The following is a 16,696-nucleotide window of genomic DNA, read 5'->3' as shown; positions in this document are numbered from 1 at the left end:
GACGCCGCCACCATTGCCCGGCTGGTCGCGCGGCGGCCGGCCCCGCCGGCCGACCTGCCGGCGCCGAAGCCGATCTACCTGCGCGCGCCGGACGCCCGGCCCGCCGCCTGAACCCGCGGCGGAACCGGTTGCCGGCCCGGCGGCATCTACCTATGTTCGGCCGCGACCCCGAAAGCGAGTATGTCGTATGTCCAAGCCCGAATTGTCGCGGCCGCCGGCCGTCATCGACCCCCATGCCGCGCTGATCTACGTGATGGTGATCGTCTCCGCGGTCGACCGCGAGATGAGCGATCCGGAGTTCAAGGCGATCGGCAATGTGGTGAAGACCCTGCCGATCTTCCGCGACTTCGACCAGGACCGGCTGGTGCCGATCGCGCAGGACTGCACCGCTCTGCTGCAGCCGCGCGACGGGCTGCAGGCGGTGCTGGGCCTGGTGCGGGGCGCGCTGCCGATGCGGCTGCGCGAGACCGCGTATCTGCTCGGCTGCGAGGTGGCGGTGGCCGACCGCAAGGGCATGCTGGAGGAAGCCAAGCTGCTGGCCGAGATCCGCCGGGCGCTGGAGCTCGACCCGCTGGTCGCGGTCGCCATGGAGCGCGCCACGCTCGCCCGGGCGCAGATGGCCTGAGCTACTTCCGAAGCGGCGCGGCGACACGGCCCGCCTCCTCGCGGGCGAGCCGGTCGACCCGCTCGTTGGCTTCGTCGCCGGCATGGCCGCGCACCCATTCCCAGCGGATCTGGTGCGGCGCCGCGGCGGCATCGAGGGCGAGCCAGAGATCCTGGTTCAGGACCGGCTTCTTCTCGGCGGTCTTCCAGCCGCGTTGCTTCCAGCCATGCACCCATTTCGTGATGCCATCGACGACGTAGCGGCTGTCGGTGCGGAGCGTCACTTTGGAAGGCCGCTTCAGCGCCGAGAGCGCCTGGATCGCGGCGGTCAGCTCCATCCGGTTGTTGGTGGTGTGCGGCTCGGCGCCCGACAGCACCTTCTCACGCGCGCCGCTCTGCAGCACCGCGGCCCAGCCGCCCGGCCCCGGATTGCCGAGGCACGAGCCGTCGGCATTGATCAGCACGCTGGAAACACCCGCAACCTTGTCCACCCGTCCGCACCATCCACCCGAATCGAAGGTGCGGATGATAGCGGCGTCAGAGGGCGATGAAGGAGCGGAAGGCGGCGATGGTGAGGATGGCGAAGAGGGCGATGCCGAGCTGCACCACTTCGAAGCTGACGAAGGGCCAGCGCGCGCGGCCCTGGGCCAGCACCGCCGAGAGCGCGATCAGCAGCGCGCCCAGCACCACGGCGGCGCCGTCGAGGAAGCCGTAGCCCAGGATGCAGAACACGAAGCCGAGCGATTCGCTGAGCGCCGCCATGCGCAGCAGCGCGTTGCGCTGGCGCGGGCCCGCCGGGTTGGTCAGCATCACCACGCCCTGCAGGGCGACCGCGCCGCCATGCGCGAGCAGGCTGATCACGATCACCGCCGTCACCGCCTGCGCCATTAACCAAGTCACGGCCTGTCCCCCACGCCCTTCGACCCCGGGGGACAGCGAAGCAAGCCCCGTTCCAGTCAGCTAAGCCGTTGAGATTCAAGGCCTCTGACTCCGCCCGTAAACAAAGTGTAAAGCTCCCTGACTCGAATCATCCCGCCGCGGCACGGAGGGCGGCGCCCATCGCCTTCAGGCCTTCCTGCTGCATGGTCCACATGCGGCCGCCGACGGCGCCGCCATCGACCACGAGGTCGTGGCCGTTGATGAAGCTGGATTCGTCGGAGGCGAGGAACACGGCGGCATGGGCGATGTCTTCCGGCCGGCCGGCGCGCGGGATCGGCTGCACGGTGGCCAGCGCCTTCTCCACCGTCTCCGCCGTGCGGTCGGCCGCCTTGGGGTCGATGCCGAAGGCCTTGCCGAAGATGCCGGTGACGATGCCGCCGGGCGAGATCGAGTTGACCCGCACATTGTGCTCGCCGAGCTCCATGGCGACGCAGGTGGTGATATGGACCACCGCCGCCTTGGCCATGGAATAGATCATCGACGACGAGAGCCCGGCGCGGCTGGCGGCGACCGAGCCGTTGTTGATGATGCTGCCGGCGCGCTGGCGCTTCATCACCGGGGCCACGTGCTTCATGCCGAGCACGACGCTGCGGCAGAGGCCGGCGAAGCAGCGCTCGTAATGCGCCATGTCGATGCCCTCGATGCCGCCCTGCGGGCCCGGCACGCCGGCATTATTGAACAGGCAGTCGATCCGGCCATGCGCCTTGACCGTGTCGGCGATCAGGCGGGTCCAGTCCGCCTCCTCCGTCACGTCGATCCGGGCGAAGCTGACCTTGGGGCCGAGCCGGGCGGCCAGGGCCTGGCCCTCCGCCTCGCGCCGGGCGGCGACGATGACGGTCGCCCCCTCCTTGGCGAAGACCTCGACCGTGCCGAGGCCGATGCCCGTGGTGCCGCCGGTGATGATGCAGACCTTGCCGTCCAGACGACCCATTTCACCCTCCCCGTTTACGACGATTTGACCGGCCGACTATGGCGGCCCGGCCCATTGCAAGCTAGAATGAACGATCATTCCGCGGCCCAACCAAGCGGATAGCAGGGAGCGATCAACCGATGTCGACCGAGCTGAAGTACATCCTGCCGGTGGAGCAGACCAACTGGAAGATCGACGGCAAGAACGAGGTCGTGTTCCGCTGGGAATACGACGACGGCCGCGACGACCTGCTGAAGCTCTACGAGAAGGGCAAGCAGCAGCAGTGGAACACCAACGAGCGGATCGACTGGTCGCAGAACCTGGGCGAGGAGAACCCGATGGGGATTCCCGACCAGGCGATCGCCATCTGGGGCTCCGACATCTGGAACAAGATGACGGAGAAGGAGAAGATCGAGCTGCGCCGCAACGGCCAGGCCTGGCAGATCTCGCAGTTCCTGCACGGCGAGCAGGGTGCCTTGATCTGCACCGCCAAGATCGTCGAGCAGGTGCCGCATATGGACGCCAAGTTCTATGCCGCGACCCAGGTGATCGACGAGGCGCGGCATGTCGAGACCTATTCCCGCCTGCTGCACGAGAAGTTCGAGCGCGCGTTTCCGATCACCGGGCCGCTGAAATCGCTGCTCGACAACATCATCACCGACAGCCGGTGGGACTTCACCTATCTCGGCATGCAGGTGCTGATCGAGGGCCTCGCCCTCGCCGCGTTCCAGCGCATCCGCGACCAGGCGATGAACCCGCTCGCCGCGCAGGTCAACGCCTATGTCATGCAGGACGAGGCGCGGCACGTCGCCTTCGGCCGGCTCAGCTTGCGCGACTACTACCCGCAGCTGACCGAGGCCGAGCGCCGCGAGCGCGAGGAATTCGTCATCGAGGGCAGCTATCACATGCGCGACCGCTTCATGGCGGAAGAGGTGTGGGAATCGGTCGGGCTGAACAAGAAGGATTGCGTGGCGATCGCCCAGGCCTCGCCGGCGATGGGGCATTTCCGCACCCGGCTGTTCAGCCGCATCGTGCCGATCATCAAGGATATCGGGCTGTGGAGCCCGCGCGTGATCGACGCCTATGAGAAGATGGGCGCGCTCGACCTCGCCAATGCCAACACCGCCGAGATGCTGGCGAACGACGGCAAGGTGGCCGACGATTTCGACGCGCGGATCGCCTGGCAGCAGCAGGAAGCGGCCAAGGCGGTGAAGGCGACGATCGGCGGCGCCGCGGCGGCGGAGTAGTCGGCACGGAACCAGGCCCTTCGCGGCCGCGCACGAGAAGGGCCTGTGTTCCGGGTTCCGCGCAACAACCTGATCGAATGCGACGAGGGCTTCTCGGTCGAGGTGCTCGGCCGGACGGGCCTGCGCTATCGCGAAGGTGACCGCAGCCTGTTCATCGATTCGGAAGTGCTGACCGGCGAGCCCGCCATGGTGCTCTACAGCGGATCGATCCGGCACTGGGAGCCGCCGCATCAGGCGGGGACGATCGACGATGCAACGCGCGCGGCCATCATCGACCGCGTGCGCCGCGCCATCCGCTTCCAGGGCCACGAGATCGACGTGTTCTGATTCGTGGCGCGGCGACGTGCATCCGTTCCATCCCGATGCGAAACGGCATTGCTCCTCCCTCGGCGAAGCCGGGGGAGGCGGGGGTGGGGGTTTTTGTGTTTTGCCCATCCCTGGCGCGGCGGCGCGGAAAAACACAAAAACCCCCACCCCACCCTCCCCCACGTTGCTGCGCAACGCGAGGGAGGGCTTTCATTCCGCGGCCTCTGCGATTGCAGGTTCGGGCTGCGGCAAGTTGCGGATCTCGGCCATGACGTCGGCGATCACCGGGCCCATCGTGGGATCGGTGTCGAGCAGGTGGCGGACGAAACCGAGCACGTCGATGCGCGGCGGCACGGGCGCAGGCGCAGGCGCTGAAACCGCCTCCGCCGCAGGTTCTTCCGCGTCCTCCGCCTCTGCCGCCCGCTCTTCCGCGAAGTCGAGCGCGCGGCCGATGGCGTGCTGGGCGGTGATGGCCGTAGGCGCGAGGCCGGCGTCGCAGGCGAGATCGCGGAGCGCTTCCAGCCGGCGGACATGCGCCTCGACCGGATCGGCCGGCTCGAGGGCCAAGAGCGGCGGCGCATCCGTTCCGCGGCGCATCCGTTCCGCGATGCGGCCGGGATAGATGCAGATCTCGCTGCCGGGCATCACCCGCCCCTCGCCGTGGGTCTTGATCCGCGCCTGCGCGATCAGGTTCACGTCGGCGAGCTCGGCCAGCGCCTTGCGGGCGGCCCGCACCGTGATCCGGAGCCGGCCGGCCAGCCGGACGCTCCAGTAGAAGTCGATATCGTCGGGCCGGTCCGCCGGGTCGTCCACCGGATCGAGCAACAGCTCGATCGCGGCATGCCGGGCGGTGGGCGAGAGCGCGCGGTCGATATTGATGGCGTTCACCGCCGCCAGCTCCTCATGCGGCGGGGCGAGCTGTACCTCAGGTTCAGCGACGGCCGGCAGCTGCGCATTTGTTCCGCAGCGCGGCTTCGCCCCGATGCCGAGCGCCTGCCCCAAGGCGCGTTCGGCCGAGACGGCGGTGGCGATGCGCCGTGCCGCCACCGCCCGGTCGCGGAGCCGCGCCATCATCGCCAGATGTTCGGCCCGGCTCGGCAGCGCGGTAGCGGCACGGATGAAAGCGTGCTCGCGGGCGATGTCGGGCCGCTCTTCCGGGTCCCAGACCTCCTCATCCGCCCGGGCCGGGCGGCCGGCGCCGGTGAAGCGGAAAGTGAGGCAGCCCTCGGCCACCAGCTCGGCGATCGCCTGCCGGACCGTGCGCTCGGCCAGCGCGAGATGCCGGGCGAGGGCCGCCACCGGCGGCCGTTCCGGCAGCACGAAGGGATCGTCATCACGCAGCGCCAGCGCGACCAGGATCTGCTTCGCCGCTGGCGACAGGCTGGGGTTACGGACGGTGCGCAGGATGTGGCGCCGGCGCAGCCGGAACGACCACTCGTAGGGAGAGCGCTTGCGGGGTTCAGTCTGGGGCGTGGGTATGGCAAAATCCGAAAAAGAAAGCCGAATTATGCAATATTATTGTAGATTAGTCAAATTTTTTGAGCACTACGCCCACGGCGAACTGAAACCGGACTCCAGCGCCGATGGGTCGCTGAGCTGTTGGGCTTAGTAATCTCCCCGGCGCGGTCTTGAGCGTCAGCCTTTCGAACGCCTTCGCAGAAACTCCGGCAGATCCTCGGCTTGTTCTGACGAGTGAGGCCATTACCAAAGCAATCAGGCCTACCCCGTGAAATGTGCGCTCCTATTCAAAACCCGTAGGTCGATAAATTCAATTACTTGAGTAAGTCCTTCAAGTTGATCTTCACCTCAAGACGATTGATCAACTTTGATACCAATCCCTCGCGCGATCTGAACTTAACTGTCTGGCGAACGATTCGTCCCGCTTCGGTCATCTCCATCCCCATTTCGCCCTCGATCACGAGCCCGCGTTCTTGCAACGCATCAACGATATCGATGACCTTAGCCTCGACGATCTCGGATGGTCCATGCGGATGTCCCAATTCCCGGGCGCGGCCCACCAGATCCTGGACGTGACCCGGGTCGCGCACGCCACGATCAACAAGCGCGAGCGCCGCTTGGTCCGGCGGAGGGTAGAAGTACTGCCCGATACCAAGGCGACTTAGGACATCTCGAACGACCTCAGGGCCACTGGCACTGTTGATGATTTCGACATCCTCCGGCGAGAAGTCTGTCAGCAACAGAGGACACACCCCGAATGCGCGATCCATTGCGGCCGCGTCACCCGTCAGCAGCTTAGAAAGGTCCAGACCATTGAAAAAAAATGGAGAGGCGTTCGAGTCGACGCCATCGCGAACCATCTCCACTACGCCAAACTGATAGAGCAGCGAAATCACCTGGTTCACACGGCCGAGATTCCCACTTTCGAAAAACGGCTTCACCATGCCTAGGTTCGCATCGAGAAATTTCTGACTTCGTTCGCTTGGCTTCTGGGTGTCTTTTTCATCAGTCTTGAAAAAATTCTCGATCGACCCGAATTCGCGCAACATGGCGGCGACAACTTGGCCCACATCGGCGGTAATTGTGCGCGCGACGATTACCTTCGCAGCGATGGTAGCTTGTACATCGGCCTGCATCAGCGCGGCGTTGCGTGCGTTGAACTCCTCAGTGACGAGAACAATTCGTCGCGCCTTGTCATCGACACCGACCGCCAATACTGGGTGCTCTATGCCGGAAGCCCCGCGGACGTTCGGAACAGGCCTTGGCTCCGTGCCAACGCCCACTAAGAAGCGATCCCAGAAATTTCTCTTCGCTCCTTCCGTCGCCTCTGACATGGAGCCTCACCTCTTGATGGTTGCATTCTAGAGCGGCGCCCCAACCACCCGAGAATCGCTATAAAATTATAGTCGAAATCATCGTGTTCCCGAAGATCACGAGTAGCCGCTTCCACCGAATTTCGAACCAACGCGCTGATTTCAATTGCACATCCGCGGTTCCGCACAGCGACACTACCGGCACTGTCTATGGGCTTGGCGAGCCGCTTGTAGATTGATCTGGGCCTGAAGCCACCGCCGCTCACCGCGCCTCGCTCACTCGCTCCCCCCGCCTCCCCACCACGTGCCAGATCTCCATCTCGTCGGCGCCTTTCACCTGGATCGTGCCCTTCGGCTCGCAGATGAAGGCGTGCTGCACCAGGTCGTAGGTGTGGCGGGTGATCTGGATGGTGCCGGGCTGGCCCTGGCTTTCCATGCGGCTGGCCAGGTTCACCGCCTCGCCCCACAGGTCGTAGATGAACTTCTTGCGGCCGATCACGCCGGCCACCACCGGGCCTGAATTGATGCCGATGCGGAAGGCGAGCCGGTGGCCGCCGAAGCGGCGCGAAGCGACGGCCGCCTGCATGTCGAGCGCGACGTCGACCAGCACGATCGCGTGGTCGGCGCGGGCGCGCGGCACGCCCGAGGCCACCATGTAGCAATCGCCGATGGTCTTGATCTTCTCCAACCCGTGGCGCTCCACCAGGTCGTCGAAGCACTGGAAGATGTCGTTCAGCAGGTCGACCAGGCGGAGCGGCGTCATCGACGCGGCCATCGGCGTGAAGGCCACCGCATCGGCGAACAGGATGCTGGCGGCCTCGTGCTGCGCGGCGATGGTGCGCTGGCCGGCCTTCAGCGCCTCGGATATCTCCTTCGGCAGGATGTTGAGCAGCAGCAGCTCGGACCGCTCCTGGAAGAAGTTGCGCTGGCCGACGAAGTAGTAGAGCAGCACGAAGCCGATCACGATCATCAGCCCGACATTGAGCACGAACAGCCAGGTGACGAAGGCCTCCGGCAGGCCCGGCGCCGTCAGGTATGGCTGCAGGATGGCGCTGACGATCAGCAAGGCGACGAAGCCGACGATCCAGACGATGGTGTCGCGCAGATCCTCGATCAGCAGCGCCATGAGCGGGCAGAGCCCGGCCCAGATGATCACCACGCTGGATTCGCGGAAGCCGCCGAGGCTGAGCATCAGCAGCCAGGGCAGCAGCAGGAACATCAGGAGCTGCAGGAAGCGATAGGCCCTGAGGTTGCGCGTCCAGGCGAAGACCAGGGTGTTGATCGGCGTGAGCAGCGAGTAGAGGCCGGGGATGACGGCCGAGAGCGGCACGCCGGCGGCGAAATAGATCGCGCTCCAGAGCGCCGTGAACGGCAGCAGGCCGAGCGAGAGCAGGATGGTGAGCCGCTTCTGCAGCGCGGTCTCGCTGCTGTCGGCCGGCGCGGCGCCGATCCGGTCGGCCCAGGCGACCAGCCCGGCGAAGCGGGCGAGCAGGCCGGCCGGTTGCCGCACGGCCTGTGCGGGATCTGATGCCATGCGGAAGAGGTAGCTCCGACCGGATGATGGGCGCGACGGACCGAGACTGGCGACGGGGCGGGGCCGCCACAAGGGCCAATCGGGCAATGCCAGGCGATCCGCTCTGCCCGTTCCGCTGGCGGCGCTGGCGCGAATCATCGACACTGCGCGCGGCGCGAGGGGGCCGCCGCTTGCCGATCGTTCTGGACCTGATCCTGCCGCTGTTCGGCGTGGTGCTCGCGGGCTTCGCGGCGGCGAAGACGCGCCTGTTCGGCGAGGCGATGAACCAGGGGCTGTCGCGCTTCGTGTTCGGCTTCGCCATTCCGCTGGCGCTGTTCCGCGCGCTCGCCCGGGCCGAGCTGCCGGCCGAGGTGCCGTGGGATTTCCTGCTCAGCTATTTCGGCGGCGCGCTCTTTGTCTGCCTGGTGGCGGCGCTTGTCGCGCGCTTGCTGTTCGGCGCCAAGGGCGATGCGCAGGCGATCATCGGCATGGGCGCGTCGTATTCGAACAACGTGCTGCTCGGCGTGCCGCTGGTGCTGCTCGCCTTCGGCGACCAGGCATCCTTGCCGCTGTTCCTGATCATCGCGGCGCATGCGCTGACCTTCTTCAGCGGCATCTCGATCTGGATCGAGGCGGCGCGGGCGGGCGCGGTGCGGCTCGACCGGTTGCCGCAGATGCTGCTGAGCGCCTCGCTGCAGAACCCGGTCATGATCGGGCTGATGGCGGGGCTGGCCTGGAATCTGGTCGGCCTGCCGCTCTGGAAGCCGCTCGACGATTTCGTGCGGCTGATCGGCTCGGCGGGTGTTCCCTGCGCGCTGTTCGCGCTCGGTGCCTCGCTCGCGGGCTATGGCTTGCGCGGCAGCCTTGGGCAGACGGCGCTGATGGTGACGCTGAAGCTCATCGCCTTCCCGGCGGTGTTCTGGCTGCTCGCCGTGCCGGTCTTCGCGCTGCCGCCGCTCTATGTGCAGGTCGGCGTGCTGCTCGCGGCGCTGCCGACCGGCATCAACGCCTATGTCTTCGCGGCGCGCTACCAGGTGGCGGAAGCGCCGATGGCCGGGGCGATCTTCCTCTCCACCGCGCTGTCGTTCGTGACCCTGTCGCTGCTGCTCGGGTGGATCAGCTAGGCTTGCCGTCCTTGTGCGGCAGCAGGATCGCGTGCAGCGCGCGGTGAACCGGGGTCGGCACGTTGAGCGCGGCGCCCATCCGCACGATGGTGCCGGAGAGGCCGTCGACTTCGAGGCGGTTGCCGCGGTCGAGGTCGTGCGCCATCGAGGCCTTCATGGGGCCGGGCATGGAGGCGACGAACTTGTAGTTCCGCGCCACCGCGTCGGCGGCGAGCTGGATGCCTTTCGCCTTGGCGATGGCGGCGACTTCGGCCATCGCATCGTGCAGCAGCGCGGAGAGCTCGGGCACTTTCTGGATGCCGGCATTGTCGACGCGGGCGGCCGCGGTGACGGCGGCGAACGAGGCCAGAAAGAGAAACTTCTCCCACAGCGCGACCGTGATGTCGGTGCGGTGCAGGGCGACGAAGCCCGCCGCGTTGCCGGCGGCCTCGAACCTGGCCAGGCGCGCGTCGGGCTGGCCGTCGAGCCGGCCGAAATCGAGCTTGTGCACCTTGTTCAGATGCGCGACCTGGCCGGGCGCCGCGATGGTGGCGGAGATATAGGCGACGCCGCCGACCACGTTCGCCGGCGGCACCACGGCCGCCATGCGCTCGGCTGAGTCGACGCCGTTCTGCAGCGGGATCACCAGCGTGTCCTTGCCGACCAGGGGCCCGAGCTTGGCCGCCGCGCTCTCGGTGTCGTAGAGCTTGACGCAGAAGAGGACGATATCGGCCGGGCCGATCGAGCTCGCGTCGTCGGTGGCGTTGACCGGCTCGAGCGCGATGTCGCCACAGGGGCTCTTCACCTTCAGGCCGTGCTCGCGCATCGCCTTCAGATGCGCGCCGCGCGCCACGAAATGCACCTCGTTGCCGGCGGCGGCCAGCCGCGCGCCGAAATACCCGCCGACGCCGCCCGCGCCGATGATGGCGATCTTCATGGGTCGATTCCTCCTGCCAACAAACTCCTTCTCCTTGGGGGAGAAGGTGGCGCGAAGCGCCGGATGAGGGGTGCGCTCTCCGCCCGTGCGCCCTCTGCCGCAATCGATGCGACGCCGAAGCGGTGCCCCTCACCGCCCTGCCGGGCACCCTCTCCCCCAGGGAGAGGGTTAAGTGCACGCTCTACTTCAGGCTGGCGCAGAAGCGCTGGATGCGTTTGCAGGCTTCGGTCAGCGCTTCCGTGGACGTCGCGTAGGAGATGCGGAAATAGGGCGCGAGGCCGAAGGCTTCGCCGTGCACCACCGCGACGCCTTCGGCATCGAGCAGCGCCTCGACGAAATCCTGGTCCTTCTCGATCACGCGGCCCGTTGGCGTCTTCTTGCCGATGGTGCCGGCGCAGGAGGGATAGACATAGAAGGCGCCTTCCGGCTTCGGGCAGTCGATGCCCTTGGCCTCGTTCAGCATGCGAACGACGAGGTCGCGCCGCTGCTTGAAGGCGGCGGCGCGCTCGCGGATGAAGCCCTGCGGGCCGTTCAGCGCCTCGACCGCCGCCGCCTGGCTGATCGAGCAGGGATTGGTGGTCGATTGCGACTGGATGGTGAACATCGCCTTGATCAGCTCGGTGGGGCCGCCGGCATAGCCGATGCGCCAGCCGGTCATCGAATAGGCCTTGGAGACGCCGTTCACGGTGAGCGTGCGGTCGTACAGCTTGGGCGCCACCTGCGCCGGGGTGGTGAAGACGAAATTGTCGTAGACGAGATGCTCGTACATGTCGTCGGTCAGGATCCAGACATGCGGGTGGCGCTCCAGCACGTCGGTCAGCGCCTTCATCTCGCTCGCGTCATAGGCCGCGCCGGTGGGGTTGGACGGCGAGTTGAGGATCACCCACTTGGTCTTCGGCGTGATCGCCTGCTCGAGCTGCACCGGCTTCACCTTGAAGCCGTTCTCCGCCGTGGTCGGGATGGCGACCGGCGTGCCGCCGCAGAGCAGCACCATGTCGGGATAGCTGACCCAGTAGGGCGCCGGGATGATCACCTCGTCGCCGACATTCACGGTGGCCATCAGCGCGTTGTAGAGCACGTGCTTGCCGCCGACGCCGACATTGATCTGCTTCGGCTCGTAGGTGAGGCCGTTCTCGCGCTTGAACTTGCCGCAGACCGCCTGCTTCAGCTCCATGGTGCCGTCGACCACGGTGTATTTGGTGAAGCCCGCGTCGATCGCCTTCTTGGCGGCGGCCTTGATGTTGTCGGGCGTGTCGAAATCCGGCTCGCCGGCGCCGAGGCCGATGATGTCGCGGCCCTGCGCCTTGAGCTCCGCCACCTTGGCGGTGACCACCAGGGTGGGCGAGGGCTTGATGCGGCCGAGGGCGTCGGAAAGGAAGGGCATGGGTCCGGGTCTGCGATGGGTGCGGAAAGACGGCGGGAAGCTAAGCGCCGGCCCGCCCTTCCGCAATGCCAAGCTCCGCGCCCGGGCGGAATGGCAGGTCTGAAAAAGCGAGCGGCGGCGCCCGGTGGGGAGCGCCGCCGTCCTTTACTTGGGAAACGCTACTTCAGTTCTGCTCGGTACAGCACGGAGTTGCGCAACGCCTCACGTCACTTCGAGCGCCGGCGGCCGATGCCCAGCATCAGCAGGCCGAGGCCGAACAGGCCGAGCGCGGCCGGCTCCGGCACTTCCACCTCCTGGAGGCGGGTCTCGGTCGGCGGCGTGCAATCACCCTCGCAGGCGGTCTGGATCGGCTTCTCCTCGCAATTCTCCGTGCAGGGCTCGTCGCCGGGGCCGTTGCCCGGGTTACCCGGATCGCCAGGGTTGCCGGGATTGCCCGGGTCGCCAGGGTTGCCCGGATTGCCGGGGTCGCCAGGGTTGCCCGGATTGCCGGGGTCGCCCGGCGCGAAGCTGGTGATGAACGGCCCGCCGCCGCCACCGCCACCGCCACCACCGGTGCCACCATCGCCGCCGTCACCGTTCTGGGTCTGATCGTCGAGATCCTTCAGGACCTCGTTCAGCGGGCCGTTGCCGCCCGGACCGTCACCGCCGGTGCCGGTGCCGTCGCCTTCGCCGCCGGCCGGCTGGATGCCTTCGAGGAAGGCGAGCTCTTCCTTCTCCAGCGAGGCGAGCTGGATCTCGCCCTCCCTGGCCGGACGGTGGGACAGGGCGAGCTGGCTGGCGGTGTCGCCGCAGCTCGCTTCCGAAAGCAGAGGATCGTAGGCCCCGGTCTGCGCCGGCGGCGCGCCGTCTTGCCAATTCACCAGCGGGCTCACCAGCAATGTGGCGCCGACAACCCCGCAAACCCCCAAGAGTGCAATCCGAGACCGAGACATAGCCAAACCCTCCGCTATGGCATTCCTGGGTCTAAAGGCAGGCTTTCCCAGGTTTGCTGCGAACATTCAATGCAGCGGTTGTGCCAAGACTTGGAACTGGCTTTATACAGCCAAATATAGCCTTACCAAGTCGTTAACGAAGATTAATTTGTCAAAAGATTCGACACGGTGCGACTTTAACTATTGCTCTCATTTGTATCATTACGAATACATTTCATTAACTATTTGCGCCGGCGGGAAGACGAGATCGTTAACGCCGCTGGCGAGGAAGCGCCGCGGCGCATAGCCGAAGGCCCGCCCCGCGGCGCCATCGTCGAAGGCGAGATCGTGGCTCATCCGGCGCACCGCATCGGCGGTCAGCGTGGCCGGGCCCCCGAATCGCCCATAGGCGGCAGCGAGCCAGGGCAGGCCCGGCACGGGGACGAGGCGCCGCCGGCGGCCGAGGGCGTCGAAGATGCGGCCGATCATCTCGCGGTAGCCGAGCATCTCGCCGCCGCCGAGATTGAAGGCCTGGCCGGCGAGGTCGGGCCGGTCCGCCGCCGCCAGCGCGGCCGCCGCGAGATCGTCGGCATGCACCGGCTGGCGCAGGCCCGCGGCCGGGCCCCAGAGCGGATAGCAGCCGAAGCGGGCGATGAAGCGCGCCGCAGCGGTGACGCCGGCATCGCGGCCGGCGCCGTAGATCAGCGCCGGGCGCAGCAGGGTGACGCCGATCGAGGCCCCCTGCAGCGCCGCCTCGGCCGCCAGCACCGCGTCGATCTGCCGGCGCTCCACGGCGCTGCGGGTTGTAGCCTTGCCGAAGATCGAGGTGGTGGAGAAGGCGACGAGGCGGCGGAGGCCGGCGGCCTGGAGCGCCTCGAGATGCGGCGGCAGCAGCCAGAGCGGCACGGTGGCGATGCCGACCGGCGGCAGCGGCGGGAACGCCACCCGCTCACCGAGATCGGCCTCGCGCCATTCGAACCCGCCTGGCGCCTGGGGGATCCGCCGCGCCAGCAGCAGCGCCGGACGACCGGCGCCGGCGAGGCGGCGGCCGAGACGGTCGCCGATCTGGCCGGTGGCACCGAGGACAAACAGCGGAGCGGTCATTCGCCTGCGACCATAGCCTGCGGTTGGCGATTCGATGCAGGGCGGTGAGGTTGGCGGGCCGTCCCTGGCCGGATAGCCTCTGTTCCGACTGGGGAGGCGGCATGGCACGGCTCGACGACATCAATCCGGCGACGCGGCAGCGGCTGATCGATCTCGACTGCCCGAGCTTCGACATCCAGCCCTTCGTCGACGGCCCGCCGCTCGACCGGCGCAAGGTGGCGATCGTGTCTTCCGCGGCGCTGATCGGGCGCGGCGAGCTGCCCTTCCTGCCCGGCGCCGCCGATTTCCGCACCGTCCCGAACGACCGGCCGGCTTCCGACATCCTGATGAGCCATATCTCGGTCAATTTCGACCGCCACGGCTGGGTGCGCGATCCCAACCTGGTGCTGCCGCGCGACCGCCTGGCCGAGCTCGCGGCCGAAGGCGCGATCGGCGGCGTCGCCGACACACATTTCACCGTCATGGGCTCGACCGATCCGCGCGAGATGACGGCCACGGCCGACGCCATCGCCGCGGGCCTGAAGGCCGAGGGAGTGACCGCCGCCTTACTCCTCCCCGTCTGACCCTTCTGCACGCGCGCCGTGAGCGCGCTGGGCCTGATGCTGGAGGCACGCGGCATCCCGACCGTGGTGGTCGGTCTGATCCGCCTGCATATGGAGAAGGTGAAGGTGCCGCGCGGCCTGTGGGTGCCGTTCGAGCTCGGCCGGCCGCTCGGCGAGCCGGAGGATGCGGCCTTCCAGACCCGCGTGCTGCGCGCCGCGCTCGGCCTGTTCGCGACGGCGCGGGCGCCGTCCACCATCGTCGATTTCGCCGAGGAGGCGCCGGGCCGCCTGCCGCTGCCCGGCTGGCGGCCGGCCGTAACATTGGCCCCGGGCCTCGCCCTTGCCGATGAGATCCGCGCCCTGGCGCCGGCGCAGGCCGCGCATGTGCAGCGGCGCCGGCGCAGCACGGTGGGCCTGACCGGCCTCGCCCCCGCCGATTGGGCCGGCCATCTCACCGCCGGCCTGAGCGGCGCATTGCCGGCGAGCCCGCGGCCCGGCCTGTCGCCGGCCCAGCTGCTGAAATTCTGCGCCGACGATCTGAAGGCCTTCTACAGCGAGGCAGCGCAATCGGACGGCGCCCGGCCCTCCAGCCGGCAGGTCGATGACTGGTTCTGGAACGAGACGACGGCCGGCCGCACCTTGCAGGCGATCCGCAAGGCGGCGCTGGCGAGCGACCAGGCCGGGCTGAAGGCGGTGGGCGGCAACCTGATCGTGCCGGGGGCGCGCGTCGTCGCCGGCTGACCGACGGCCACGCTTCCCACCCAATTCGTGCTTCGACTACAATTCCCGCCGGGGGCGACGCGATTCCCAAGGCGGAGCGAACGATGCGCAGAATGAAAGTTGTGGCGGCCGCAGCGGCCTTGCTGGCCCTGGTCGGCGCCTGCGAAAGCAAGCAGACCACCGGCACCATTGTCGGTGCGGGTGCCGGCGGCCTGGCCGGCCACTGGATCGGCGGGTTCTGGGGTGCCGCGGCCGGCGCCCTGATCGGCGGCCTGCTGGGCAGCCAGGTCGGCAAGTCGATGGACCGCGAGGACCGGGCGCGCGCCGAACAGGCGAGCCAGACGGCGATGAACCAGAACGCCACCGGCCAGAGCACCACCTGGAGCAACCCGAATACCGGCAACAGCGGCAGCGTGACGCCGACCACCAACGCTTATGTGGCGCAGGGCGGCGAAACCTGCCGCGAGTTCCAGCAGACGGTCGCGGCCGGCGGCTCGTCCGACACCGCGAAGGGCCGCGCCTGCAAGCAGGCGGATGGCAGCTGGAAGGTGGTCAACTGACGCGACCCGGCGGCAGGACGATGCGCTGGCTGGCGGCCGCGGCGGTGGCTTTGGCCGCCGCCGGCTGCGCCGGCGACGACGCCGCCGAGGCGACGCGCTCGCCCGCCGAGGAGACGCGGCCAATGTCGCCGATCGAGCGGGCACGGGCGCGCCGCTTCGAGGAAGGCTATCAGGCCTTCGCCGGCAAGGACTACGCCCGGGCGATGACGGTCTGGCGCGAACTGGCCGATGCCGGCGACGTGGCCGCCATGCGCAATGTGGGCCAGCTCTATCGCCAGGGCCTGGGCGTGGAGCCGGATGCGGTCCAGGCCGCCGCCTGGTTCCGGCGCGCCGCCGAGCTCGGCCTGGTCAATGCCCAGGCCAATCTCGGCCATCTCTACATGCTGGGCGAAGGCGTCGCGCAGGACGACGCCATGGCGGTGAAATGGCTGGGCGAAGCCGCCCGGGCCGGCCATCCGGCGGCGCAGTTCTATCTGGCGGAGATGGTCGCGCAGGGCCGCGGCGTGGCGGCCAATGCCGAACTGGCCCGCGCCTTGCTCGAAGCCTCGGCCAAGGCGGGCTTTGCGCCGGCGCGCGACAGGCTCGGCCTGCCGCCGGCCGACAGCGCGCCCGCGCAGCCGCAGGAACTGCCGCCGAAATCGGCGCCGGATGCCGTGGAGACGAACGCGCCGCCCCCCGGCTAGACTTCAATTTTCAGGCGGCCATGCCCATCTAGGGGTGATGTCGGAGCAGCCAAAGTGGCGATGAAGGATCCCTATCAAGTTCTCGGCGTGCCGCGCAACGCGGCCCAGGCCGACATCAAGAGCGCCTATCGCAAGCTGGCGAAGGAGCTGCACCCCGACCGCAACCCGAACAACCCGCGGATCACCGACCGCTTCAAGGAAGTGAGCGCCGCCTATGCGGTGATCGGCGACGAGAAGGAGCGGGCCCGGTTCGACCGCGGCGAGATCGACGAGGCGGGCAACGAGCGCGGGCCCTTCGCCGGCTTCCGCCAGCCGCCGGGCGGCGGCGGCGCGACCGAAGGCTTCTCGTTCAATTTCGGCGGCGGCGGCGGGCCGGGGCTGGACGATATCCTGTCCGACATCTTCGGCCGTGCCGGGCGCGGCGGCGGCACGGGCGGCGGGCGCAGCCGCGGCGGCGGGGCCG

At 68.1% G+C, this 16,696-nt stretch carries 19 protein-coding genes; 9 read left to right on the top strand and 10 right to left on the bottom strand.

Annotation, left to right across the window (positions count from 1 at the left end; translation table 11 throughout):
- Positions 1–187 precede the first annotated feature (187 nt).
- Complete coding sequence (locus DT074_RS25765; protein ID WP_119422729.1) at positions 188–625, top strand: tellurite resistance TerB family protein; 438 nt, start codon at positions 188–190, stop codon at positions 623–625.
- Position 626: 1 nt separating this feature from the next.
- Here the strand turns inward: DT074_RS25765 and rnhA are convergent, their stop codons facing one another.
- From rnhA to DT074_RS25750, 3 genes are all read right to left on the bottom strand, one after another.
- Positions 627–1,094 (bottom strand): ribonuclease HI, encoded by a 468-nt coding sequence (gene rnhA / locus DT074_RS25760; RefSeq protein ID WP_119422728.1) that lies wholly within the window; start codon positions 1,092–1,094, stop codon positions 627–629.
- A gap of 46 nt (positions 1,095–1,140) precedes the next feature.
- Positions 1,141–1,503, bottom strand: coding sequence for a hypothetical protein (locus DT074_RS25755; protein WP_162915245.1), 363 nt, complete (start codon positions 1,501–1,503; stop codon positions 1,141–1,143).
- 127 nt (positions 1,504–1,630) lie between these two features.
- Positions 1,631–2,473 carry an SDR family oxidoreductase gene (locus tag DT074_RS25750; RefSeq protein WP_119422726.1) on the bottom strand — a complete coding sequence of 281 codons (843 nt, stop codon included), beginning with the start codon at positions 2,471–2,473 and terminating at the stop codon, positions 1,631–1,633.
- 119 nt (positions 2,474–2,592) lie between these two features.
- Here DT074_RS25750 and DT074_RS25745 point away from each other — a divergent pair, with 119 nt between their 5' ends.
- Together DT074_RS25745 and DT074_RS25740 are read left to right on the top strand one after the other, a co-directional pair.
- Positions 2,593–3,699 (top strand): diiron oxygenase, encoded by a 1,107-nt coding sequence (locus DT074_RS25745; RefSeq protein WP_119422725.1) that lies wholly within the window; start codon positions 2,593–2,595, stop codon positions 3,697–3,699.
- A 45-nt stretch (positions 3,700–3,744) separates the two neighbouring features.
- Positions 3,745–4,026, top strand: a complete 282-nt coding sequence (locus tag DT074_RS25740; RefSeq protein ID WP_119422724.1) for an Imm74 family immunity protein — start codon at positions 3,745–3,747, stop codon at positions 4,024–4,026.
- Positions 4,027–4,215: 189 nt separating this feature from the next.
- On the opposite strand, the gene DT074_RS25735 is transcribed toward DT074_RS25740, so the two are convergent.
- From DT074_RS25735 to DT074_RS25725, 3 genes are all read right to left on the bottom strand, one after another.
- On the bottom strand, positions 4,216–5,325 hold the full coding sequence (locus DT074_RS25735) for a hypothetical protein (RefSeq protein ID WP_119422723.1): 1,110 nt from the start codon (positions 5,323–5,325) through the stop codon (positions 4,216–4,218).
- Between the two features lie 452 nt (positions 5,326–5,777).
- Complete coding sequence (locus DT074_RS25730; protein WP_162915244.1) at positions 5,778–6,797, bottom strand: hypothetical protein; 1,020 nt, start codon at positions 6,795–6,797, stop codon at positions 5,778–5,780.
- A 241-nt stretch (positions 6,798–7,038) separates the two neighbouring features.
- A complete protein-coding gene (locus DT074_RS25725; protein WP_162915243.1) occupies positions 7,039–8,310 on the bottom strand; it encodes an adenylate/guanylate cyclase domain-containing protein in 1,272 nt (423 codons plus the stop codon).
- A 170-nt stretch (positions 8,311–8,480) separates the two neighbouring features.
- Between DT074_RS25725 and DT074_RS25720 the strand changes: the two genes are divergently transcribed.
- Positions 8,481–9,413 (top strand): AEC family transporter, encoded by a 933-nt coding sequence (locus tag DT074_RS25720; RefSeq protein ID WP_119422720.1) that lies wholly within the window; start codon positions 8,481–8,483, stop codon positions 9,411–9,413.
- Here DT074_RS25720 and DT074_RS25715 read toward each other — a convergent pair.
- From DT074_RS25715 to DT074_RS25700, 4 genes are all read right to left on the bottom strand, one after another.
- Positions 9,406–10,329, bottom strand: a complete 924-nt coding sequence (locus DT074_RS25715) for a ketopantoate reductase family protein (RefSeq protein WP_119422719.1) — start codon at positions 10,327–10,329, stop codon at positions 9,406–9,408. The two genes, DT074_RS25720 and DT074_RS25715, sit on opposite strands and share 8 nt — an antisense overlap.
- Positions 10,330–10,510: 181 nt before the next feature.
- A complete protein-coding gene (locus DT074_RS25710; protein WP_119422718.1) occupies positions 10,511–11,713 on the bottom strand; it encodes a pyridoxal phosphate-dependent aminotransferase in 1,203 nt (400 codons plus the stop codon).
- Between the two features lie 206 nt (positions 11,714–11,919).
- Positions 11,920–12,573, bottom strand: coding sequence for a collagen-like triple helix repeat-containing protein (locus tag DT074_RS25705; RefSeq protein WP_162915242.1), 654 nt, complete (start codon positions 12,571–12,573; stop codon positions 11,920–11,922).
- Between the two features lie 273 nt (positions 12,574–12,846).
- A complete protein-coding gene (locus tag DT074_RS25700) occupies positions 12,847–13,728 on the bottom strand; it encodes an NAD-dependent epimerase/dehydratase family protein (RefSeq protein ID WP_119422716.1) in 882 nt (293 codons plus the stop codon).
- A 101-nt stretch (positions 13,729–13,829) separates the two neighbouring features.
- Here DT074_RS25700 and DT074_RS28630 point away from each other — a divergent pair, with 101 nt between their 5' ends.
- The 5 genes from DT074_RS28630 to DT074_RS25675 all read left to right on the top strand — a co-directional run.
- Positions 13,830–14,291 (top strand): glycine/sarcosine/betaine reductase selenoprotein B family protein, encoded by a 462-nt coding sequence (locus tag DT074_RS28630; protein ID WP_368744907.1) that lies wholly within the window; start codon positions 13,830–13,832, stop codon positions 14,289–14,291.
- Between the two features lie 18 nt (positions 14,292–14,309).
- Positions 14,310–15,011, top strand: a complete 702-nt coding sequence (locus tag DT074_RS25690; protein ID WP_119422715.1) for a hypothetical protein — start codon at positions 14,310–14,312, stop codon at positions 15,009–15,011.
- A gap of 92 nt (positions 15,012–15,103) precedes the next feature.
- Positions 15,104–15,550, top strand: coding sequence for an RT0821/Lpp0805 family surface protein (locus DT074_RS25685; protein WP_368744905.1), 447 nt, complete (start codon positions 15,104–15,106; stop codon positions 15,548–15,550).
- 20 nt (positions 15,551–15,570) lie between these two features.
- Positions 15,571–16,233 carry a tetratricopeptide repeat protein gene (locus DT074_RS25680; RefSeq protein ID WP_119422713.1) on the top strand — a complete coding sequence of 221 codons (663 nt, stop codon included), beginning with the start codon at positions 15,571–15,573 and terminating at the stop codon, positions 16,231–16,233.
- 60 nt (positions 16,234–16,293) lie between these two features.
- On the top strand, positions 16,294–16,696 hold a 403-nt coding region (locus DT074_RS25675; RefSeq protein WP_162915246.1), incomplete at its 3' end, for a J domain-containing protein.

Source organism: Desertibaculum subflavum (assembly GCA_003576705.1).
Classification (GTDB): domain Bacteria; phylum Pseudomonadota; class Alphaproteobacteria; order Ferrovibrionales; family Ferrovibrionaceae; genus Desertibaculum; species Desertibaculum subflavum.
Note: the sequence above shows the minus strand (reverse complement) of the source record. Positions and strands in the feature narration are given on the sequence as shown.